The following is a 25,754-nucleotide window of genomic DNA, read 5'->3' on the forward strand; positions in this document are numbered from 1 at the left end:
TCAAGACTCAGGTTTTCCGGACCGGGCGGTCAGGAGCATGCCCAGCCGCTCGGCGAGCGTCTGGACCTCCGGAGCCTGGAGGATGGAGTGGTGATCGCCCTGGAGCTGGTGCTCCTCCACCCCCCCGGCCACCCAGCGTCCCCAGCCTCCCGGACTCCCCGCCGACACGGGCACGGCCGTCCCGCTCGCCCGGAAGAGCGTGAGCCGGCCGCCGTAGGGCCCCGGCACGTACCGCGCCAGGGCACGCAGGTTGCTCTCGAAGACGCGGTACAGGAGACGGAGCTCCTCGAATCCCACGCCCTGCTTCAGGACCCCCGCTTCGCGGCCCAGGTCGAGCAGCCGGCGCAGCAACACCTCCTCGGGCTCCGGGAGTGAGTCCTCCAGGTGCAGCGCGGGAACGGGCAGGCCGAGGAGCCGGGCCGTGAACTCCACGAACCGGGAGGCGATCCACGCGGCACCGGCCCCTTCGGGCAGGCGCTGCTCGAAGGCGTAGGCGTCGACGAGCACGAGCTGCTCCACACGCTCGCCCTGTTGCTCGAGCTGCCGCGCCATCTCGAAGGCCACCACCCCTCCCAGGGACCAGCCACCCAACCGGTACGGGCCCATGGGTTGGACGGTGCGGAGGGCCTCCACATAGCGGGCCGCCATGGACTCGACCGTCTGGAGCGGCACGCACTCCCCTTCGAGCCCCGGGGACTGCAACGCGTAGAACGGCACCTCCGGGCCGAGCCGCCGCGCCAGCTCCAGGTAGGGCAGGACCGTGCCGCTCACGGGGTGGACGCAGAAGAAGGGACGGCCCGAGCCCCCCATCGACAGGGGCACCAGCGGAGACACGTGTCCCGGCGCCTGGCGCAGCCGCACCGCCAGCTCCTCAAGGGTGGCCGTCTGGAACAGCGCAGCCACGGGCAGGCTCCGGCCCAGACGCTCGCGGATCATCGACATGAGCCGCATGCCCAGCAGGGAGTGACCTCCCAACTCGAAGAAGTTGCTCCCGGGCCCCACCGGCTGGACGCCCAGCAGCTCCTCCCAGATGCGGACGAGCTGGAGCTCCCACGCGTCCCGAGGCGCCACGACGGAGGACTCCAGCGAGAGCCCCTCGGGAGCCGGGAGTGCCTTCCTGTCCACCTTGCCGTTGGGCGTCAGCGGCAGGGCCTCCAGGACCACGATGGCCGTGGGCACCATGTACTCGGGCAACCTCTCCCTCGCGTACTGCCGCAACACCGCCGCCTCGAGCGCCCTTCCTTCCGGCACCACGTACGCCACCAGCCTCTTGCCCTCGCCTCCGTCCTCCCTCACCACCACCACTGCCTCGCGCACGCCATCCTGCTGCCGCAGCACCGCTTCCACTTCGCCCAGCTCGATGCGGAAGCCCCTCACCTTCACCTGGTGGTCGATTCTCCCCAGGTACTCCAGCTCCCCTCCCGCCAGCCACCTCACCCGGTCTCCCGTCCGGTACAGCCTTTCTCCATGGCCGTACGGGCTCGGTACGAAGCGCTCCGCCGTCAGCTCCGGCCTGCCGAAGTAGCCCCGTGCCTGGCCTTCTCCTCCCAGGTACAGCTCTCCCGCCACTCCCACCGGCACCGGCTCCATCTCCCCGTCCAGCACGTATGCCCGTTTCCCCTTCAGGGGCCGCCCAATCGTCGGCTCTCCCCGCGTATCCCCGGACACTCGCGTATACGTCGAGTACGTCGTGTCCTCCGTCGGTCCGTACAGGTTGAGCACCCGCTCCACCCCGGGCAGCGCCTCGTGCACCCCCCTCACCAGTGCTCCTGTCAGCGGCTCTCCCGCCAGGTTCACCACCCTCACCGACTCCGGTACTCCTCTCGTCCGCACCAGCTCCGCCATCGCCGACGGCACTGTGTTGACGAGCCTTACTCTCCCCGCCTCCTCCAGTTCTGGCAGCTCCAGCGCGTTCCTCGCCACCACCACCACCCCTCCCCTCGTCAGCGGCGCGAACAGCTCGAACACCGACAAATCGAAGTTCAGCGACGTCGCCGCCAGCACCCCCGCCAGCTCCTCTGCGCTGAATTCCCCGGCCGCCCACCTCACGAACGCCACCGCGTTGCGGTGCTCCAGCGCCACTCCCTTCGGCCGGCCCGTCGAGCCCGACGTGTACAGGACGTACGCCACGTTCCCCGGCTCCGCGCTCCTGCCCGGGTTGTCCGTCCTCTCTCCAGCCAGCTCCTCTCCCTCCAGCGCCACCCGCTGCGCTCCCACTTCCGGCAGCTTCTCCAGCAAGTGCGACTGGCCCACCACCACCCTCGGCCTGGCCTCCTCCAACATGAAGCCCAGCCTCTGCCCCGGGTAGTTCGGGTCCAACGGCACGTACGCCCCTCCCGCCTTGAGCACCCCCAACACCCCCACCACCATCTCCTCCGTTCGCTCCACGCACAGCCCCACCCTCTCCTCGGGGCCCACTCCCAACTTCCTCAACCGGTGCGCCAGCTGGTTGGCCCTCTGGTTGAGCTCTCCGTACTTCAGCTCCTTTCGCCCACTCACCACCGCCACCGCCGCCGGCGTCCTCTCCACCTGCTTCTCGAACAGCTCGTGCAGGCACGCGTCCTCGGGTCCCGTCCTTCCGGTGGTGCTCCACTCCTCCACCACCTGCCGCCTCTCCTCCTCCCCCATCAGCGGCAGCTCCATCAACCTCTTCTCCGGCGCACGCACGGCTGCCTCCAGCAGCACCCTCAGGTGCCCCAGCATCCGCTCCACCGTCGCGGCCTCGTACAGGTCGCTGTTGAACTCCATCCCTCCCGCCAGCCCCTGCTCCGTCTCCACCATCGCCAGCGTCAGATCGAACTTCGCCGTCTTCCCCTCCGCCTCCACCGCCTCCAGCGTCAGTCCCTCCAGCTCAACACCCTTCACCGGAGTGTTCTGCAGCGTGAACATCACCTGGAACAGCGGGCCGCGGCTCAGGTCTCGCTCGGGCTTGAGCTCCTCCACCAGCTTCTCGAATGGCACTTCCTGGTGCGCGTACGCCCCCAACGTCACTTCCCGCACCTGTCCCAGCAGTTCTCGGAACGTGACGTTGCCTTCCAGCTTCGTCCGCAGCACCAGCGTGTTCACGAAGAAGCCGATCAGCCCCTCCGTCTCCGCTCTCGTCCGGTTGGCGATGGGCGAGCCCACGCTCACGTCCCGCTGCCCTGAGTACCTCGACAGCACCGTCTGGAACGCCGCCAGCAACACCATGAACGGTGTGGCGCTCTCGCGCTGTGCCAGGACCTTCACCGCTTCCCGCAACTCCCTCGGCCAGTGGAAGCTCCGATGCTCGCCCCGGTACGCCTGCACCGCCGGCCGCGGCTTGTCCGTTGGCAACTCCAGCGCAGGCGGGGCTCCCTCCAGCTGCTTGCGCCAGTAGCCCAGCTGCTCCTTCAGCACCTCTCCACTCAGCCACTGCCGCTGCCATGCCGCGTAGTCCGCGTACTGCACCGGCAGCTCCTCCAACGGGGAGGGCCTGCCCTGCGCGTACGCCTCGTACAGGGCCGCCAGCTCCCGCACCAGGAGCCCCATCGACCAGCCATCCGACACGATGTGGTGCATCACCAGCACCAGCACGTGCTCCCGCTCTCCCAACTTCAGCAGGGTGGTCCTCAGCAGTGGACCCTGGGCCAGGTTGAATGGACGCTGGGTCTCCTCCTCCACTCGACGCTTCGCCTCGGCCTCTTTCCGGGCCTCGGGCAGCGCGCTCAGATCCTCCACGGTGAAAGCGAGCCGCGGCTCCTCGGAGATGCTCTGCACCGGCTCCCCGCCCTCGGTCCGGAATGTCGTGCGCAGCGCCTCGTGCCGGCGCACCAGTTCCTCGAAGCCTCGCCCCAGCGCGCCCACGTCCAATGCCCCCTTCAGATTCACCACCGCGGGCACGTTGTAGAACGCGCTTTCCTGCTCGAGCTGATCCAGGAACCACAGCCGCTGCTGTGCGAATGACAGCGGCAGCGCGCCGTCTCTCGGCACACGCATCAGCGGCGGCGCCTCGAGTCCCACCTTCGTGGCCAGAACCCGCGCCGCCAACTTCTCCACTGTCGGCGCCTCGAAGACCGCCCTCAGCGGCAGCTCCACTCCGAACGCCTCTCGCACCCTCGACACCAGCTGCGTCGCCAGCAGCGAGTGCCCTCCCAGCTCGAAGAAGTCCTCTCCCAGGCCCACCTTCTCCTGGTGCAGCACCTCCTCCCATAGGCTCGCCAGCTCCCGCTCCGTCTCCGTGCGCGGTGCCTCGTGTCCCTCCCGCACTCTCTCCTGCTCCGGAGCCGGTAGCGCCTTCCGGTCCACCTTGCCGTTGGGCGTCAGCGGCAACGCCTCAAGCTCCACCACCGCCGATGGCACCATGTACTCCGGCAGCGTTTCCTTCACGAAGCCGCGCAGCTCTCCGGCCTCCAGCCTCTGTCCCGGCTTCGCCACCGCGTACGCCACCAGCCGCTTGTCTCCCGGTGCGTCCTCCCTCACCACCACCACCGCTTCCCCCACCGCCGGGTGCCTGCTCAGCGCCCCTTCCACTTCCCCCAGCTCGATGCGGTAGCCCCGCACCTTCACCTGTCCGTCCCGCCTCCCCAGGAACTCCAGCTTCCCGTCCCCCTGCCACCTCACCATGTCTCCCGTCCGGTACAGCCTTTCTCCGCTGCCGAACGGACTCGGTACGAATCTCTCCGCCGTCAGCTCCGGCCGGCTCACGTACCCCACCGCCAATCCCTCTCCCCCTACGTACAACTCTCCCACCACCCCCACTGGCACCGGCTCCATCTCCCCGTCCAACACGTATGCCTTCGTGTTCGTGATGGGCTTTCCGATGGACACCCTCGCCCCTACTTCCTCCCCTCCCTCCATCCGGTTGCAGCTCGAGAACGTCGTGTTCTCCGTCGGCCCGTACCCGTTGATGAGTACTCCTCCCCCTGCCAACCGCTCCCTCACCCTCTCCACTGGCAGCACGTCTCCTCCCGCCAGCACCTGCTTCACCTTCCCCAACGCCTCTGCCTGCCGCGCCTGCATCTGCTCGAACAGCGCCGCCGTCAGCCACAGCACCGTCACCCCGTACTCGCCCAACGCCCTTCCCAGCTCCTCCAGCGTCGGCGTCCCCGCCGGGTACACCACCAGCTTCGCCCCACTCAGCAGTGCTCCCCACACCTCCAGCGTCGACGCGTCGAATGCCATCGGCGCCAGCTGCAGCACCACCTCTCCGGCTCCCAGCTTCACGTAGTCCGCACCCATCACCAGCCTCGCCACTGCCCGGTGCGGCACTCCCACTCCCTTGGGTCGGCCTGTCGAGCCCGACGTGTACATCACGTACGCCAGGTTCCCTCCTCCCACTCCCGACTCCAGCGCTCTCTCCGGCTGCGCGCTAATGGCCTCCCACTCCCCGTCCACGCTCACCACCGGCTCCGTGCCCTCTGGCGACTTGCCCTTCGCCACCACCACCGCCACTCCCGCCTCCCGCTTCATCCACTCCAAGCGCTCCGCCGGGTAGCTCGCCTCCAGCGGCACGTACACTCCTCCCGCCTTCAGGATGCCCAGCATCCCCACCACCATCTCCACCGAGCGCTCCACGCTCAGTCCCACCCTCACCTCGGGGCCTACTCCCATTCCCCTCAAGTGGTGCGCCAGCTGGTTGGCCCTCCGGTCCAACTCCTCGTACGTCAGGCTCCTGCCCTCGCACTCCACCGCGATGGCCCGTGGCGTTCTCTCCACCTGTGCTTCGAACAGCTCGTGCAGCGCCTTCTCTCGCGGGTACTCCTCCACCCTCCCGCTCCACTCCTCCACCACCTGCCGCCGCTCCTCCTCCCCCATCAGCGGCAGCTCCTTCAGCCTCTTCTCCGGCTGTTCCACCGCCGCCTGCACCAGCACCCTCAGGTGACCCAGCATCCGCTCCACCGTCGCGGCCTCGTACAGGTCGCTGTTGAACTCCATCCCTCCCGCCAGCCCCTGCTCCGTCTCCTCCATCGCCAGCGTCAGGTCGAACTTCGACGTCTTCCCCTCCGCTTCCACTCCCGCCAGCGTCAGTCCCTCCAGCTTCACTTCCTTCGCTGGCGCGTTCTGCAGGACGAACATCACCTGGAATAGCGGGCCGCGGCTCAGGTCCCTCTCCGGCCTCAGCTCCTCCACCAGCTTCTCGAATGGCACTTCCTGGTGCGCGTAGGCGCCCAGCGTCACTTCCCGCACCTGCCTCAGCAGCTCTCGGAACGTGGCGTTGCCGTCCAGCTTCGCCCTCAGCACCAGCGTGTTCACGAAGAAGCCAATCAGCCCCTCCGTCTCCGCTCTCGTCCGGTTTGCGATGGCAGAGCCCACGCTCACATCGTCCTGCCCCGCGTACCTCCCCAACACCACCTGGAACGCCGCCAACAACACCATGAACGGCGTGGCGCCTTCACGCTGCGCCAGGCTCTTCACCGCGTCTTGCAGCTCCCTCGGCCACTGGATGCCTCGGTGCCCTCCCCGGTACGTCTGCACCGCTGGCCGTGGCTTGTCCGTTGGCAACTCCAGCGCCGGCGGCGCTCCCCGCAGCTGCTTGCGCCAATACTCGAGCTGCCCCTCCAGCACCTCTCCATCCAGCCACTGCCGCTGCCACGCCGCGTAGTCCGCGTACTGCACCGGCAGCTCCTCCAACGGGGACTGCTTCCCCTTCGAGAACGCCTCGTACAGCTCCGCGACCTCCCGCACCAGGATCCCCATCGACCAGCCGTCCGACACGATGTGGTGCATCACCAGCACCAACACGTGCTCCCTCTCTCCCAGCTTCAGCAGCGTGATTCTGAGCAATGGTCCGCTGACCAGATCAAACGGACTCTGCGCTTCTTGCTCCGCCCTCTGCCTCGCCTGGGCCTCTCGCTCCACTTCCGGCTGCCCACGGAGATCCACTCGCTCCAACGGCACCCGGACCTGAGCGGAGATCACCTGCACCGGCTTCCCATTCTCGGTGCGGAACGTCGTGCGCAACGCCTCGTGCCGACGCACCAGCTCCTCGAAGCTCTTCTCCAGCACATCCTCCCGCAGCGCTCCCGTCAGCCTCACCACGGCGGGCACGTTGTAGAAGGCACTCCCTCGCTCAAACTGGTCCAGGAACCACAACCGCTGCTGCGCGAACGACAGCGGCGGCGCGGCTCGCCGATCCACTCGCGGCTTCAGCGGCGGAACCCGGAGTACCACCCCAGAGCCCACGGGCTTCTCCACCCGTCCGGCGAGAGCCTCCACCGTAGGCGCCTCGAAGACGTCCCTCAGCGGCAACTCCACTCCGAAGGCTTCTCTCACTCTCGACACCAACTGCGTCGCCAGCAGCGAGTGCCCTCCCAGCTCGAAGAAGTCTCCTCGGACTCCTACCCGTTCCAGCCCCAGCACCTGCGCGAAGATGCCCGCCAGCTTCCGCTCCGTCTCCGTTCGCGGTGCGGTGAAGTTCTCCTCCTGCGCATCCCCGAGGTGCGGCGCCGGCAACGCCTTCCTGTCCACCTTGCCGTTGGGCGTCAGCGGTAGCGCCGCTAGCTCCACAATGGCCGACGGCACCATGTACTCCGGCAGCGTTTCCTTCATGAAGCCGCGCAGCTCTCCGGCCTCCAGCCTCTGTCCGGGCTTCGCCACCGCGTACGCCACCAGCCGCTTGTCTCCCGGTGCGTCCTCCCTCACCACCACCACCACTTCCCCCACCGCCGGGTGCCTGCTCAGCGCTGCTTCCACTTCCCCCAGCTCGATGCGGTAGCCCCTCACCTTCACCTGCCCGTCCCGCCTCCCCAGGAACTCCAACTTCCCGTCCCCCTGCCACCTCACCATGTCTCCCGTCCGGTACAGCCTCTCTCCGCTGCCGAATGGGCTCGGTACGAATCTCTCCGCCGTCAGCTCCGGCCGGCTCACGTACCCCACCGCCAATCCCTCTCCCCCTACGTACAACTCTCCCACCACCCCCACTGGCACCGGCTCCATCTCCCCGCCCAACACGTATGCCTTCGTGTTCGTGATGGGTTTGCCGATGGACACCCTCGCCCCTACCTCCTCTCCTCCCTCCATCCGGTTGCAGCTCGAGAACGTCGTGTTCTCCGTCGGCCCGTACCCGTTGATGAGCACTCCTCCCGTAGCGAGCCGCTCCCTCACCCTCTCCACCGGCAGGACATCTCCTCCCGCCAGCACCTGCTTCACCTTCCCCAACGCCTCTGCCTGCCGCGCCTGCATCTGCTCGAACAGCGCCGCCGTCAGCCACAGCACCGTCACCCCGTACTCCCCCAGCGCCCTCCCCAGCTCCTCCAGCGTCGGCGTCCCCGCCGGGTACACCACCAGCTTCGCTCCGCTCAGCAGCGCTCCCCACACCTCCAGCGTCGAGGCGTCGAATGCCATCGGCGCCAGCTGCAGCACCACCTCTCCGGCTCCCAGCTTCACGTAGTCCGCACCCATCACCAGCCTCGCCACCGCACGGTGCGGCACTCCCACTCCCTTCGGCCTTCCCGTCGACCCCGACGTGTACATCACGTACGCCAGGTTCTCCCCTCCCACTCCCGCCTCCGGCGCGCTCTCCGGCTGGGCACTGATGGCTTCCCACTCCCCGTCCACGCTCACCACCGGCTCCGTACCCTCTGGTGGCTTGCCCTTCGCCACCACCACCGCCACTCCCGCCTCCCGCTTCATCCACTCCAACCGCTCCGCCGGGTAGCTCGCCTCCAGCGGTACGTACACTCCCCCCGCCTTCAGGATTCCCAGCATCCCCATCACCATCTCCACCGAGCGCTCCACGCTCAGCCCCACCCTCACCTCGGGGCCCACTCCCATTCCCCTCAAGTGGTGCGCCAGCTGGTTCGCCCTCCGGTCCAGCTCCTCGTACGTCAGGCTCTTGCCCTCGCACTCCACCGCGATGGCCCGGGGCGTCCTCTCCACCTGCGCTTCGAACAGCTCGTGCAGCGCCTTCTCTCGCGGGTACTCCTCCACCCTCCCGCTCCACTCCACCAACAGCCGCTGCTTCTCTTCCTCCCCCATCAGCGGCAGCTCCTTCAGCCTCTTCTCCGGCTGCTCCACTGCCGCTTGCAACAAGACCCGCAAGTGCCCCAGGAGCCGCTCCACCGTCGCGGCTTCGTACAGGTCGCTGTTGAACTCCATCCCTCCCACCAGCCCCTGCTCCGTCTCCACCAGCCCCAACGTCAGGTCGAACTTCGACGTCTTCCCCTCCGCCTCCACTCCCGCCAGCGTCAGTCCCTCCAGCTTCACTTCCTTCACTGGCGCGTTCTGCAGGACGAACATCACCTGGAACAGCGGACCGCGGCTCAGGCCTCGCTCGGGCTTGAGCTCTTCCACCAGCTTCTCGAAGGGCACTTCCTGGTGCGCATAGGCGCCCAGCGTCACCTCCCGCACCTGCCTCAGCAGCTCTCGGAACGTGGCGTTGCCGTCCAGCTTCGCCCTCAACACCAGCGTGTTCACGAAGAAGCCAATCAGCCCCTCCGTCTCCGCTCTCGTCCGGTTTGCGATGGCAGAGCCCACGCTCACATCGTCCTGCCCCGCGTACCTCCCCAACACCACCTGGAACGCCGCCAACAACACCATGAACGACGTGGCGCCTTCACGCTGCGCCAGGCTCTTCACCGCGTCTTGCAGCCCCCTCGGCCACTGGATGCCTCGGGAGTCACCCCGGAAGGTCTGCACCGCTGGCCGAGGCTTGTCCGTCGGCAGCTCCAGCGCGGGCGGTGCTCCCCGCAGCTGCTTGCGCCAGTAGCCCAGCTGCTCCTCCAGCACCTCTCCATCCAGCCACTGCCTCTGCCATGCCGCGTAGTCCGCGTACTGCACCGGCAGCTCCGCCAACGGGGACGGCTTGCCTCGAGAGAACGCCTCGTACAGCTCCGCTACCTCCCGCACCAGGATCCCCATCGACCAGCCGTCCGACACGATGTGGTGCATCACCAGCACCAGCACGTGCTCCCTCTCTCCCAGCTTCAGCAGCGTGATCCTCAACAACGGACCCTTCTCGAGCTCGAACGGCCGCCGGGCCGCCTCCTCCACTCGACGCTGTGCCTCGGCCTCTCTCCGAGCCTCGGGCTGATCGCTCAGGTCCTCCGCGGTGAACGCCAGTGCCGGCTTCTCGGAGATGACCTGCACCGGCTCGCCGTTCTCGACTCGGAACGTCGTGCGCAACGCCTCGTGCCTGCGCACCAACTCCTCGAAGCTCCTCTCCAGCGCTTCTACGTCCAGCTCGCCGGTCAGCTTCACCACCGATGGCACGTTGTAGAACGCGCTCCCTGGCTCCAACTGATCCAGGAACCACAGCCGCTGCTGCGCGAATGACAGCGGCAACGCGCCGCCTCTCGCCACACGCTTCAACGGCGGTGCCTTGACTCCCGCTCCTCTGCTCGACTCGCTGCCTACCCTCTCCGCCAACGCCTCCACTGTCGGCGCCTCGAAGATATCCCTCAGCGGCAGTTCCACTCCGAAGGCTTCTCTCACCCGCGACACCAACTGCGTCGCCAGCAGCGAGTGCCCTCCCAACTCGAAGAAGTCTCCCCGGACTCCTACCCGCTCCAGCCCCAGCACCTCCTCGAAGATGCTCGCCAGCTTCCGCTCCGCCTCCGTGCGCGGCGCGGTGAAATCCGCATCCTGCTCTCCACCGAGGTGCGGCGCCGGCAGCGCCTTCCGGTCCACCTTGCCATTGGGCGTCAGCGGCAACGCCTTCAACTCCACAATGGCCGACGGCACCATGTACTCCGGCAGCATTCCTCCCAGGAAACCGCGCAATGCCGTGGCTTCCAGCGCGTGCCCCTCTCGCGCCACCGCATACGCCACCAGCCGCTTGTCTCCTGGCGAGTCCTCCCTCACCACCACCACCGCTTCCCCCACCGCCGGGTGCCTGCTCAACGCTGCTTCCACTTCCCCCAGCTCGATGCGGTAGCCCCGCACCTTCACCTGTCCGTCCCGGCGGCCCAGGAACTCCAACTTGCCGTTCCCCTGCCACCTCACCATGTCTCCCGTCCGGTACAGCCTCTCTCCTGTGCCGAATGGACTCGGTACGAATCTCTCCGCCGTCAGCTCCGGCCGGCTCACGTACCCCACCGCCAGTCCGTCCCCCCCCACGTACAGCTCTCCCACCACCCCCACCGGCACTACCTGCATCTCCCCGTCCAACACGTATGCCTTCGTGTTCGTGATGGGTTTGCCTATCGACACCCTCGCCCCTACTTCCTCTCCTCCCTCCATCCGGTTGCAGCTCGAGAATGTCGTGTTCTCCGTTGGGCCATACCCGTTGATGAGTACGCCTCCCGTAGCGAGCCGCTCCCTCACCCTCTCCACTGGCAGGACGTCTCCTCCCGCCAGCACCTGCTTCACCTTCCCCAACGCCTCTGCCTGCCGCGCCTGCATCTGCTCGAACAGCGCCGCCGTCAGCCACAGCACCGTCACCCCGTACTCCTCCAGCGCCCTCCCCAGCTCCTCCAGCGTCGGCGTCCCCGCCGGGTACACCACCAGCTTCGCCCCACTCAGCAGCGCTCCCCACACCTCCAGCGTCGACGCGTCGAATGCCATCGGCGCCAGTTGCAGCACCACCTCTCCGGCTCCCAGCTTCACGTAGTCCGCGCCCAGCACCAGCCTCGCCACTGCCCGGTGCGGCACTCCTACTCCCTTGGGTCGGCCGGTCGAGCCCGACGTGTACATCACGTACGCCAGGTTCCCCCCTCCCACTCCCGCCTCCACCCTGCTCTCCGGCTGCGCGCTGATGGCTTCCCACTCCCCGTCCACGCTCACCACCGGCTCCACTCCCACCGGTAGCTCTTCCGCCACCTTCTCCTGCGCCACCACCACCGCTACCCCTGCCTCCCTCTTCATCCACTCCAACCGCTCCGCCGGGTAGCTCGCCTCCAGCGGTACGTACACTCCTCCCGCCTTCAAGATGCCCAGCATCCCCACCACCATCTCCACCGAGCGCTCCACGCTCAGCCCCACCCTCACCTCGGGGCCCACTCCCATTCCCCTCAGGTAGTGCGCCAGCTGGTTCGCCTTCCGGTCCAGCTCCTCGTACGTCAGGCTCCTGCCCTCGCACTCCACTGCGATGGCCCGTGGCGTCCTCTCCACCTGCGCTTCGAACAGCTCGTGCAGCGCCTTCTCCCGCGGGTACTCCTTCACCTTCCCGCTCCACTCCTCCACCACCTGCCGCCGCTCCTCCTCCCCCATCAGCGGCAACTCCTTCAGCTTCCTCTCCGGCTGCTCCACCGCCGCTTGCAGCAGTACGAGCAAGTGCCCCAACAGCCGCTCCATCGTCGCGGCCTCGAAGAGATCGCTGCTGTAGTTCACCGTCGCCGCCACCCCGTCCGGCACCTCATCCACCAGCAGCGACAGATCGAACCTCGAGGTCTTCTCCTCCGCCTCCACGCCCTCCAGTGTCAGCGCCTCCAGCTTCACGTCCGCCGTCACCGGCGTGTTCTGCAGTGTCAGCGTCACCTGGAAGAGCGGCGAGTGATTCAGGCTCCGCTCCGGCCTGAGCTCTTCCACCAGCTTCTCGAACGGCACGTCCTGGTGCGCGTACGCCCCCAGCGTCACCTCCCGCACCTGCTTCAGCAGCTCCCGGAAGCTCTGCTCCCTCGACAGCCTCGTCCTCAGCACCAGCGTGTTCACGAAGAAGCCGATCAGCCCCTCCGTCCTCGCGTGCGTACGGCCCGCGATGGGCGAGCCCACGCTCACGTCCTCCTGGCCCGAGTACCTCGACAACACCGTCTGGAATGCCGCCAGCAGCACCATGAACGGTGTCGCGCCCTCTCTCCGGCCAAGCGCCTCCACCGCCTTCCAGAGCGCCTTGGGCCACATCACGTGCCGGCTCTCGCCCCGGTACGTCCGTACCGCGGGCCTCGGCTTGTCCGTCGGCAGCTCCAACACTGGCGGCGCCCCCGCCAGCTGCTCGCGCCAGTACCCCAGCTGCTCCTCGAGGACCTCCCCGCTCAGCCACTGCCGCTGCCACGCCGCATAGTCCGCGTACTGCACCGGCAGCTCCGCCAACGGAGAGCGCTTGCCCCGCGAGTACGCCTCGTACAGGCCCGCCAGCTCCCGCACGAGAATCCCCATCGACCAGCCGTCCGACACGATGTGGTGCATCACCAGCACCAACACGTGCTCCCTCTCGCCAAGCTTCAGCAGCTTCGTCCTCAGCAGCGGACCCTTCTCGAAGTCGAACGGACGCTGTGCTTCCTGCTCCGCCCTCCGCCTCGCTTCGGCCTCGCGCGCCGGCTCCGGCAGCTCGCTCAGATCCTCCACGCTGAAGGCGAGCCTCGGCTCCTCGGAGATGACCTGCACCGGCGCCCCGTTCTCCACTCGGAACGTCGTGCGCAGCGCCTCGTGCCGGCGCACCAACTCCTCGAAGCTCCGCTCCAGTGCCTCTGTCTTCAGCTCGCCCCTCAGTCTCACCACCGCGGGTACGTTGTAGAAGACGCTTCCCTGCTCGAGCTGATCCAGGAACCACAACCGCTGCTGCGCGAACGACAGCGGCAACGCTCCATCTCTCGGCACCCGCGTCAACGGCGCCTTGATTCCTCGCTTCGCCTCCTGCACCCGAGCCGCCAGCCGCTCCACCGTCGGCGCCTCGAAGACCGTCCTCAGCGGCAGCTCCACTCCGAAGGCTTCTCTCACCCTCGATACCAGCTGCGTCGCCAGCAGCGAGTGCCCTCCCAGCGCGAAGAAGTCCTCTCCCAGGCCCACCTTCTCCTGGCGCAGCACCTCCGCCCAGAGATTCGCCAGCTTCCGCTCCGTCTCCGTACGCGGTGCCTCATGGCCTTCGCGCCCCCGCTCCTGAGCCGGCGCCGGGAGTGCCTTCCTGTCCACCTTGCCATTGGGCGTCAGCGGCAGGGCCTCCAGTACCACGATGGCCGTGGGCACCATGTACTCGGGCAACACTCCGCCCAGGAAGCCGCGCACCGCCGCGGCCTCCAACGTCTGCCCCGGCTTCGCCACCGCGTACGCCACCAGGCGCTTGTCCCCGGGTACGTCCTCCCTCACCACCACCACCACTTCCGCCACCGCGGGGAGCCTGCGCAGTGCCGCTTCCACTTCGCCCAACTCGATGCGGAAGCCCCTCACCTTCACCTGGTGGTCGATTCTCCCCAGGTACTCCAGCTCTCCTCCCGCCAGCCACCTCACCCGGTCTCCCGTCCGGTACAGCCTCTCTCCATGGCCGTACGGGCTCGGTACGAAGCGCTCCGCCGTCAGTTCCGGCCTGCCGAAGTACCCTCGCGCCTGGCCTTCTCCTCCCAGGTACAGCTCTCCCGCCACTCCCACCGGCACCGGCTCCATCTCCCCGTCCAGCACGTATGCCCGTTTCCCCTTCAGGGGCCGCCCAATCGTCGGCTCTCCCCGCGTATCCCCGGGCACTCGCTTGTACGTCGAGTACGTCGTGTCCTCCGTCGGTCCGTACAGGTTGAGCACCCTCTCCACCCCGGGCAGCTCCTCGTGTACCCCCCTCACCAGCGCTCCCGCCAACGGCTCTCCCGCCAGGTTCACCACCCGCACCGACTCCGGTACTCCCCTCGTCCGCACCAGCTCCGCCATCGCCGACGGCACTGTGTTGACGAGCCTTACTCTCCCCACCCCCTCCAGTTCTGGCAGCTCCAGCGCGTTCCTCGCCACCACCACCACCCCTCCCCTCGTCAGCGGCGCGAACAGCTCGAACACCGACAAATCGAAGTTCAGCGACGTCGCCGCCAGCACCCCCGCCAGCTCCTCTGCGCTGAATTCCCCGGCCGCCCACCTCACGAACGCCACCGCGTTGCGGTGCTCCAGCGCCACTCCCTTCGGCCGACCCGTCGAGCCCGACGTGTACAGGATGTACGCCACGTTCCCCGGCTCCGCGCTCCCTCCCGGGTTGTCCGTCCTCTCTCCAGCCAGCTCCTCTCCCTCCAGCGCCACCCGCTGCGCTCCCACTTCCGGCAGCTTCTCCAGCAAGTGCGACTGGCCTACCACCACCCTCGGCCTGGCCTCCTCCAACATGAAGCCCAGCCTCTGACTCGGGTAGTTCGGGTCCAACGGCACGTAGGCCCCTCCCGCCTTGAGCACCCCCAACACCCCCACCACCATCTCCTCCGTGCGCTCCACGCACAGCCCCACCCTCACCTCAGGACCCACTCCCAACTTCCTCAACCGGTGCGCCAGCTGGTTGGCTCTCTGGTTGAGCTCTCCGTACTTCAGCTCCTTTCGCCCGCTCACCACCGCCACCGCTTCCGGCGTCCTCTCCACCTGCTTCTCGAACAGCTCGTGCAGGCACGCGTCCTCGGGGCCCGCGCTCCCAGTCGCGTTCCACTCCTCCACTACCTGCCGCTTCTCTTCCTCCCCCATCAGCGGCAGCTCCTTCAGCCTCTTCTCCGGCTGATCCACCGCCGCCTGCACCAGCACCCTCAGGTGACCCAGGAGCCGCTCCACCGTCGCGGCTTCGTACAGGTCGCTGTTGAACTCCATCCCTCCCGCCAGCCCCTGCTCCGTCTCCTCCATCGCCAGCGTCAGGTCGAACTTCGACGTCCCACCTTCCGCTTCCACTCCCGCCAGCGTCAGCCCCTCCAGCTTCACTTCCTTCACTGGCGCGTTCTGCAGGACGAACATCACCTGGAACAGCGGGCCGCGGCTCAGGTCTCGCTCGGGCTTGAGCTCCTCCACCAGCTTCTCGAATGGCACTTCCTGGTGCGCGTACGCCCCCAACGTCACTTCCCGCACCTGTCCCAGCAGTTCTCGGAACGTGGCGTTGCCGTCCAGCTTCGCCCTCAGCACCAGCGTGTTCACGAAGAAGCCAATCAGCCCCTCCGTCTCCGCTCTCGTCCGGTTTGCGATGGCAGAGCCCACGCTCACGTCCTGCTGCCCTGAGTACCTCGACAGCACCGTCTGGAACGCCGCCAGCAGCACCATGAACGGTGTAGCGCTCTCACGCTGCGCCAGGCGCTTCACCGCGTCTTGCAGCTCCCTCGGCCACTTGAATCCACGGTACTCACCCCGGAAGGTCTGCACCGCCGGGCGCGGTTTGTCCGTCGGCAGTTCCAGCGCTGGCGGTGCTCCCTCCAACTGCTTGCGCCAGTAGCCCAGGTGCTCCTCCAGCACCTCTCCGCTCAGCCACTGCCTCTGCCATGCCGCGTAGTCCGCGTACTGCACCGGCAGCTCCGCCAACGGGGACGGCTTGCCTCGAGAGAACGCCTCGTACAGGCCCGCCAGCTCCCGCACCAGGAGCCCCATCGACCAGCCGTCCGACACGATGTGGTGCATCACCAGCACCAGCACGTGCTCCCTCTCGCCCAGCCGCAGCAGCCTCGTCCTCAGCAGCGGGCCCTGAGCCAGATCGAACGGCCGCTGTGCTTCCTCACCCACCCGACGCTTCGCCTCGACCTCCCGATCGGCTTCCGCCAGCGTGCTCAGATCCTCCATCGGGAAGGCCAGTGCTGGCTCCTCGGAGATGACCTGTACCGGTGCCCCGTTCTCCACTCGGAACGTCGTGCGCAGCACCTCATGCCGATACACCAGCGCCTCGAAGCTCCGCTCCAACGCGCCCACGTCCAACACGCCCGTCAGCTTCACCACCACCGGCACGTTGTAGAACGCGCTCCCTGGCTCCAACTGATCCAGGAACCACAACCGCTGCTGCGCGAATGACAGCGGCAGCGCTCCGTCTCTCGCTACACGCTTCAACGGCGGTGCCTTGGCCCACGCCTCTCTGTCCGACTCGCTGTCTACTCTCTTCGCCAGCGCCTCCACCGTGGGCGCTTCGAAGACGTCCCTCAGCGGCAGCTCCACCCCGAAGGACTCTCTCACCCTCGACACCAACTGCGTCGCCAGCAGCGAGTGCCCTCCCAGCTCGAAGAAGTCTCCCTGTGCCCCCACCCGCTCCAGCCCCAGCACTTCCTCGAAGATGCTCGCCAGCTTCCGCTCCGCCTCCGTTCGCGGTGCGGTGAAGTCCTCTCCCCGCACCTCACCGAAGTCCGGCGCCGGCAGCGCCTTCCTGTCCACCTTGCCGTTGGGCGTCAGCGGCAGCGCCTCAAGCTCCACCACCGCCGACGGCACCATGTACTCCGGCAGCGTTTCCTTCATGAAGCCGCGCAGCTCTCCGGCCTCCAGCGTCTGCCCGGGCTTCGCTACCGCGTACGCCACCAGCCGCTTGTCTCCCGGCACGTCCTCCCTCACCACCACCACCACTTCCCCCACCGCCGGGTGCCTGCTCAACGCTGCTTCCACTTCCCCCAGCTCGATGCGGTAGCCCCTCACCTTCACCTGCCCGTCCCGCCTCCCCAGGAACTCCAACTTCCCGTCCCCCTGCCACCTCACCATGTCCCCCGTCCGGTACAGCCTTTCTCCGCTGCCGAATGGGCTCGGTACGAATCTCTCCGCCGTCAGCTCCGGCCGGCTCACGTACCCCACCGCCAATCCCTCTCCCCCTACGTACAACTCTCCCACCACCCCCACTGGCACCGGCTCCATCTCCCCGCCCAACACGTATGCCTTCGTGTTCGTGATGGGTTTGCCTATCGACACCCTCGCCCCTACCTCCTCTCCTCCCTCCATCCGGTTGCAGCTCGAGAACGTCGTGTTCTCCGTTGGGCCATACCCGTTGATGAGTACTCCTCCCCCTGCCAACCGCTCCCTCACCCTCTCCACCGGCAGGACATCTCCTCCCGCCAGCACCTGCTTCACCTTGCCCAGTGCCTCTGCCTGCCGCGCCTGCATCTGCTCGAACAGCGCCGCCGTCAGCCACAGCACCGTCACCCCGTACTCCTCCAGCGCCCTCCCCAGCTCCTCCAGCGTCGGCGTCCCCGCGGGGTACACCACCAGCTTCGCTCCGCTCAGCAGTGCTCCCCACACCTCCAGCGTCGACGCGTCGAACGCCATCGGCGCCAGTTGCAGCACCACTTCCCCGGCTCCCAGCTTCATGTAGTCCGCGCCCAGCACCAGCCTCGCCACTGCCCGGTGCGGCACTCCCACTCCCTTGGGTCGGCCTGTCGAGCCCGACGTGTACATCACGTACGCCAGGTTCCCCCCTCCCACTCCCGCCTCCGGCGCGCTCTCCGGCTGGGCACTGATGGCTTCCCACTCCCCGTCCACGCTCACCACCGGCTCCACTCCCACCGGTAGTTCCTCCGCCACCTTCTCCTGCGCCACCACCACCGCTACCCCTGCCTCCCTCTTCATCCACTCCAACCGCTCCGCCGGGTAGCTCGCCTCCAGCGGCACGTACACTCCTCCCGCCTTCAGGATTCCCAGCACCCCCACCACCATCTCCACCGAGCGCTCCACGCTCAGCCCCACCCTCACCTCCGCGCCCACTCCCATCCCCCTCAAGTAGTGCGCCAGCTGGTTCGCCTTCCGGTCCAACTCCTCGTACGTCAGGCTCCTGCCCTCGCACTCCACCGCGATGGCCCGTGGCGTCCTCTCCACCTGCGCTTCGAACAGCTCGTGCAGCGCCTTCTCCCGCGGGTACTCCTCCACCCTCCCGCTCCACTCCTCCACCACCTGCCGCCGCTCCTCCTCCCCCATCAGCGGCAGCTCCTTCAGCCTCTTCTCCGGCTGCTCCACCGCCGCTTGCAGCAGTACGCGCAAGTGCCCCAGCAGCCGCTCCATCGTCGCGGCCTCGAAGAGGTCACTGTTGTAGTTCACCATCGCCACCACGCCCGCTGGCAGCTCCTCCACCAGCAGCGACAGGTCGAACTTCGACGTCTTGCCGTCCGCCTCCACCCCCTGTAGCCGCAGTTCGTCCAGCTTCACCTCCGCGGTCACCGGCGTGTTCTGCAACGTCAACGTCACCTGGAAGAGCGGCGAGTGGTTCAGACTCCGCTCCGGCCTGAGCTCCTCCACCAGCTTCTCGAACGGCACGTCCTGGTGCGCGTACGCCCCCAGCGTTACCTCCCTCACCTGGTTCAGCAGTTCCCGGAAGCTCTGCTCCCTCGACAGCCTCGTCCTCAGCACCAGCGTGTTCACGAAGAAGCCAATCAGCCCCTCCGTCTGCGTGTGCGTACGGCCCGCGATGGGCGAGCCCACGCTCACGTCCTCCTGGCCCGAGTACCTCGACAGCACCGTCTGGAATGCCGCCAGCAACACCATGAAGGGCGTTGCCCCCTCACTCCGGCCGAGTCCCTCCACCTTCCGCCACAGCTCCTTCGGCCACACCACCTGCCGGCTCTCACCCCGGAACGTCTGTGCCACGGGCCTCGGCTTGTCCGTTGGCAGCTCCAGCACCGGAGGAGCACCCTCCAGCTGATTGCGCCAGTAGCCAAGCTGGGACTCCATCACCTCGCCGCGCAGCCACTGCCGCTGCCACGCCGCGTAGTCCGCGTACTGCACCGGCAGCTCCGGCAACGGAGAGGGCCGCCCCTTCGAGAACGCCTCGTACAGGCCCACCACCTCCCGCACGAGAATCCCCATCGACCAGCCGTCCGATACGATGTGGTGCATCACCAGCACCAGCACGTGCTCCTGCTCTCCCAGCTTCAGCAGGGTCGTCCGCAGCAACGGGCCTCGGGACAGATCGAACGAGCGCTGCGCCTCCTGCTCCGAGCGGCGCCTCGCTTCGGCCTCTCTCGCGGCCTCCGGCAACGCGCGCAGGTCCTCTACCTCCAGCACCACCCGGGCCTCCGGCGAGATGATCTGCACGGGCATCCCGCCCTCGGCGCGGAACGTCGTACGCAGGGACTCGTGCCGGCGCACCAGCTCCTCGAAGCTCCGCTGCAGCGCCCCCACATCCAACGTGCCCTGCATCCGCACCACGGCCAGGACGTTGTAGAAGGCATTGCCTGGTTCGAGCTGGTCCAGGAACCACAACCGCTGCTGTGCGAACGACACCGGCGCGGCTGCCCGGCGGTCCGCTCGCGGTTCGAGCGGTGGCGCCGCGAGCGCACTCCCCGCCCCCAGGGCCCGCCGTACCCGTTCGGCGAGGGCCGCCACGGTGGGCGCCTCGAAGAGCTCGCGCAGGGGCAGTTCGATGCCGAACGCGCTCCGGACCCGGGAGATGGCCTGCGTGGCCAGCAGCGAGTGCCCGCCCCGCGCGAAGAAGTCCCCGTGGATTCCCACGCGCTCCAGGCCCAGCACATCCGCGAAGATGGCCGCGAGCCGCTCCTCGAGCTCCGTACGAGGTCCGGTGAAGTCCTCGCGCTCCGTTCCACGGAAGTCCGGCACCGGCAGCGCCTTCCGGTCCACCTTGCCGTTCGCCGTCAGCGGCAGCGCCTCCAGCACCACGATGGCCGGTGGCACCATGTAGTCGGGCAGCGCTCCGCTCAGGTACTCGCGCAGCTCCGCGGGCTCCACGCTCCGCCCGGGCTTCACCACCGCGTACGCCGCCAGCCGCTTGTCTCCCGCCGCCACTTCCCTCGCCACCACCACCGACTCGCGCACCGCCGGGTGCCGCTCCAGCGCCGCCTCCACCTCTCCCAGCTCCACCCGGTAACCGCGGATCTTCAGCTGGTGATCCACACGGCCCAGGAACTCCACACGCCCGTCCGCCAGCAGCCTCGCCTTGTCGCCCGTGCGGTACATCCTCGCGCCCGGCTCATCCGAGTACGGATCCGGCACGAAGCGCTCCACCGTCAGCTCCGGCCGGCCCAGGTAGCCCCGGCCCACCGTGCTGCCGCCGATGCACAGCTCTCCTGGCACTCCCACGGGCACGGGCCGCAGGGACGCATCGAGGACATAGACGCGCGCGTTCGGAATCGGCCGGCCCAGCGGCACCGCCGCGGACACACGCCCCTCGGGCCCACGAGCCACCCGCTGGGTGAGCACGCCCACCGTCGTCTCGGTGGGGCCGTAGTGGTTGAACACCACCAGCTCCGGCGACAGCGCGTGCACGCGCTCCACCAGTGACCAGTCGGAGACATCTCCGCCCAGCACCAGGCGCTTGCGCGGCAGCACCCGCTCCGGGTGCGGTGAGTCCAACAGCGCCTGCAGGTGCGCGGGCACGATCTTCAGTCCGTCCACCGCGCCGCCCTGGAGAATCCCGGCGAGCACGGCGGGATCCGAGGCGCTCTCCTTCGAGACGAGGTAGAGCGCGCCACCGTGACAGAGCGCCGGGAAGACGGCGGTATTGCCCAGGTCGGCGGCCAGCGTGGACACCGAGGCGAAGCGGATACCCTCCGGAAGCTCCAGCCGGCGCGAGACACCTTCCACGTAGTTGACGAGCTGCCGGTGCTCGATGGCCACGCCCTTGGGCCTCCCCGTGGAGCCCGAGGTGAAGATGACGTAGACGAGGTTCTCCGGCACCGCCGTGGGCGCCGGGTTGGCCTCGCCACGTGTGGCCAGCCGGGCCGCGTCCGAGTCCAGGCACACCACCGCCCCGCCGAATCCGCTCAGGCCTTCGGCCAGGCGTGAGTCCGTGACGAGCGTGCGCGCCCCGGAGTCCTCGAGGATGGCGTACAGACGCTCGGCGGGGAACGTGGGATCCAGAGGCACGTAGGCGCCTCCGGCCTTGAGGATGCCCCACAGCCCCACCAGCGCTTCCACCGAGCGCTCCAGGAACAGACCCACCGGCACGTCCGGCCCCACACCCAGCTCGCGCAGGTGCCAGGCGAGCTGGTTGGCCCGCCGGTTCAGCTCGCGATACGTCAACCGCGACGCACCGGCGACCACCGCCAGGGCGTCGGGCGTCCGCTCCACCTGTGCCTCGAAGAGCGCGTGGAGGGTGGTGACGGGCATGGCGGCGCGGGTGTCGTTCCACTCCACCAGCAGCCGGCGAGCCTCCGCTTCGTCCATCCACCGCAGCTCACCCAGCCGCGTCTCCGGCCGGGACACAGCCGATTCCACCAGCACCCGCAGGTGTCCCAGCAACCGCTCCACCGTCGCGGCCTCGAACAGGTCGCTGTTGAAGCTCACCCCGCCCGCGAGACCCTGGACCGTTTCGACCATCTCCAGCGTCAGGTCGAACTTCGAGGTATGCCCCCCAGCTCCGGCCGCCTCCAGGCGCAGCTCCGGCAACGACACGGCCGGCTCGGGAGCGTTCTGCAGGATGAACATCACCTGGAAGAACGGACTGCGGCTCAGATCCCGCTCGGGCTTGAGCTCCTCCACCAGCTTCTCGAAGGGCACGTCCTGATGCGCGTAGGCGCCCAGCGTCACCTCCCGCACCTGAGCCAGCAACTCGCGGAACGTGGCGTTGGCATCCAGCTTCGCCCTCAACACCAGCGTGTTCACGAAGAAGCCGATCAGCCCCTCCGTCTCCGCTCGGGTGCGGTTGGCGATGGGCGAGCCCACGCTCACATCCTGCTGCCCCGCGTACCTCCCCAGCACCACCTGGAACGCCGCCAGCAACACCATGAATGGCGTGGCGCCCTCCTTCTGCGCCAGGGCCCTCACCGCGTCTTGAAGTTCCCTCGGCCACTGGAAGCCCCGGTGCTCGCCGCGGAAGGTCCGCACCGCCGGGCGAGGCTTGTCCGTCGGCAGCTCCAGCGCCGGCGGGGCTCCTTCGAGCTGCTCGCGCCAATAGCCGAGCTGCGCCTCCAACACCGCTCCTTCCAGCCACTGCCGCTGCCACACCGCGTAGTCCGCGTACTGCACCGGCAGCTCCGCCAACGGGGACGGCTTCCCCTGTGAGAAGGCTTCGTACAGGCCCACCAGCTCCCGCACGAGAATCCCCATCGACCAGCCGTCCGACACGATGTGGTGCATCACCAGCACCAGCACGTGTTCCCGCTCGATCAATCTCAGCAGCGTCGTTCTCAGCAGCGGGCCTCGCTCCAGATCGAACGGACGCTGTGCTTCCCGCTCCGCCCTCCGCTTCGCCTCGACCTCTCGCTCGGTCTCGGGGAGCGCGCTCAGGTCCTCCACCGTGAACGCGAGGACCGGCGCCCGGGCAATCACCTGAACGGGCTTGCCTCCCTCGGCGCGGAACGTCGTGCGCAATGACTCGTGCCGGCGCACCAGTTCCTCGAAGCCTCGCTCCAGTGCGCCTACGTCCAGCACGCCCGTCAGCTTCACCACCGTGGGCACGTTGTAGAGGGAACTCCCCGGCTCGAGCTGATCCAGGAACCACAGCCGCTGCTGCGCGAACGACAGCGGCGCCGCCTCCTGCCGACCCACTCGCGGCATCAAGGGTGGGACCGAGAGCGTGGCTCCCGAAGCCACGGATGCCTCCACCCTTCCAGCGAGGGCCTCCACCGTGGGCGCTTCGAAGACGTCCCTCAGCGGCAGCTCCACCCCGAAGGACTCTCTCACCCTCGACACCAACTGCGTCGCCAGCAGCGAGTGCCCTCCCAGCTCGAAGAAGTCTCCCCGGGCGCCTACCCGCTCCAGCCCCAGCACCTCCTCGAAGATGCTCGCCAGCTTCCGCTCCGCCTCCGTTCGCGGTGCGGTGAAGTCCTCTCCCCGCACCTCACCGAAGTCCGGCGCCGGCAGCGCCTTCCGGTCCACCTTGCCGTTGGGCGTCAGCGGCAACGCCTCAAGCTCCACCACCGCCGACGGCACCATGTACTCCGGCAGCGTTCCCTTCACGAAGCCGCGCAGCTCTCCGGCCTCCAGCCTCTGTCCGGGCTTCGCCACCGCGTACGCCACCAGCCGCTTGTCTCCCGGTGCGTCCTCCCTCACCACCACCACCACTTCCCCCACCGCCGGGTGCCTGCTCAGCGCCCCTTCCACTTCTCCCAGCTCGATGCGGTAGCCCCGCACCTTCACCTGTCCGTCTCGGCGGCCCAGGAACTCCAGCTTCCCGTCCCCCTGCCACCTCACCATGTCTCCCGTCCGGTACAGCCTCTCTCCGCTGCCGAACGGACTCGGTACGAATCTCTCCGCCGTCAGCTCCGGCCGGCTCACGTACCCCACCGCCAGTCCGTCTCCCCCTACGTACAGCTCTCCCACCACTCCCACCGGCACCGGCTCCATCTCCCCATCCAGCACGTATGCCTTCGTGTTCGTGATGGGTTTTCCGATGGACACCCTCGCCCCTACTTCCTCCCCTCCCTCCATCCGGTTGCAGCTCGAGAACGTCGTGTTCTCCGTCGGCCCGTACCCGTTGATGAGTACGCCTCCCGCCGCCAGCCTCTCCTTCACCCTCTCCACCGGCAGGACATCTCCTCCCGCCAGCACCTGCTTCACCTTCCCCAACGCCTCTGCCTGCCGCGCCTGCATCTGCTCGAACAGCGCCGCCGTCAGCCACAGCACCGTCACGCCGTACTCGCCCAACGCCCTTCCCAGCTCCTCCAGCGTCGGCGTCCCCGCGGGGTACACCACCAGCTTCGCTCCGCTCAGCAGTGCTCCCCACACCTCCAGCGTCGACGCGTCGAACGCCATCGGCGCCAGTTGCAGCACCACCTCTCCGGCTCCCAGCTTCACGTAGTCCGCGCCCAGCACCAGCCTCGCCACTGCCCTGTGCGGCACTCCCACTCCCTTGGGTCGGCCTGTCGAGCCCGACGTGTACATCACGTACGCCAGGTTCCCCCCTCCCACTCCTGACTCCACCCTGCTCTCCGGCTGCTCGCTGATGGCTTCCCACTCCCCGTCCACGCTCACCACCGGCTCCACTCCCACCGGTAGTTCCTCCGCCACCTTCTCCTGCGCCACCACCACCGCTACCCCTGCCTCCCTCTTCATCCACTCCAACCGCTCCGCCGGGTAGCTCGCCTCCAGCGGTACGTACACTCCTCCCGCCTTCAGGATTCCCAGCATCCCCACCACCATCTCCACCGAGCGCTCCACGCTCAGCCCCACCCTCACCTCGGGGCCCACTCCCATTCCCCTCAAGTGGTGCGCCAGCTGGTTCGCCTTCCGGTCCAACTCCTCGTACGTCAGGCTCCTGCCCTCGCACTCCACCGCGATGGCGTGTGGCGTCCTCTCCACCTGCGCTTCGAATAGCTCGTGCAGCGCCTTCTCCCGCGGGTACTCCTTCACCTTCCCGCTCCACTCCTCCACCACCTGCCGCTTCTCCTCCTCCCCCATCAGCGGCAACTCCTTCAGCTTGCTCTCCGGCGCCCGCACAGCTCCCTCGAGCAGCACCCGCAGGTGCCTCAGCAGCCGCTCCATCGTCGCGGGCTCGAAGAGGTCGCTGTTGTAGTTCACCGTCACCGCCACTCCGTCCGGCAGATCCGTCACAAGCAGTGACAGGTCGAACTTCGACGTCTTCTCGTCCGCCTCCACGCCCTTGAGCGTGATTCCCCGCAGCCGCACCTCCGTCATCGGCGTGTTCTGCAGTGTCAGCGTCACCTGGAAGAGCGGAGCGCGGCTCATGTCGCGCTCGGGCCTGAGCTCCTCCACCAGCTTCTCGAACGGCACGTCCTGGTGCGCGTACGCCCCCAGCGTTACCTCCCGCACCTGGTTCAGCAGCTCCCGGAAGCTCTGCTCCCTCGACAGCTTCGTCCTCAGCACCAGCGTGTTCACGAAGAAGCCGATCAGCCCCTCCGTCTGCGCGTGCGTTCTGCCCGCGATCGGCGAGCCCACGCTCACATCGTCCTGGCCCGAGTACCTCGACAGCACCGTCTGGAACGCCGCCAGCAACACCATGAAGGGCGTTGCCCCCTCACGCCGGCCGAATCCCTCCACCTCCCGCCACAGCTCCTTCGGCCACTTCACGTGCCGGCTCTCACCCCGCGACGTCTGCACCGCCGGGCGAGGCTTGTCCGTCGGCAACTCCAACGCGGGCGGCGCTCCCTCCAGTTGCTTGCGCCAGTAACCGAGCTGGGACTTCAGCACCTCGCCGCGCAGCCACTCCTGCTGCCACACCGCGTAGTCCGCGTACTGCACCGGCAGCTCCGCCAACGGTGAAGGCTTGCCCTGCGAGAACGCCTCGTACAAGGCCGCCACCTCCCGCACGAGCACGTCCAGCGACCAGCCGTCCGACACGATGTGGTGCATCACCAGCACCAGCACGTGCTCCTGCTCTCCCAGCTTCAGCAGCG

General features: G+C 68.1%; 1 protein-coding gene (running past one end of the window). It reads right to left on the reverse strand.

The window, feature by feature from the left end; translation table 11 throughout:
• Positions 1-25,754 carry the 3' portion of a non-ribosomal peptide synthetase gene (locus Q664_RS38025; protein ID WP_043407562.1) on the reverse strand. It continues 6,823 nt past the right edge of the window, so 25,754 of the gene's 32,577 nt are visible here — the last part of the coding sequence; its start codon lies off the right edge, out of view; its stop codon occupies positions 1-3.

Origin of the sequence: Archangium violaceum Cb vi76, assembly GCF_000733295.1 — a bacterium.
Classification (GTDB): Bacteria; Myxococcota; Myxococcia; order Myxococcales; family Myxococcaceae; genus Archangium; species Archangium violaceum.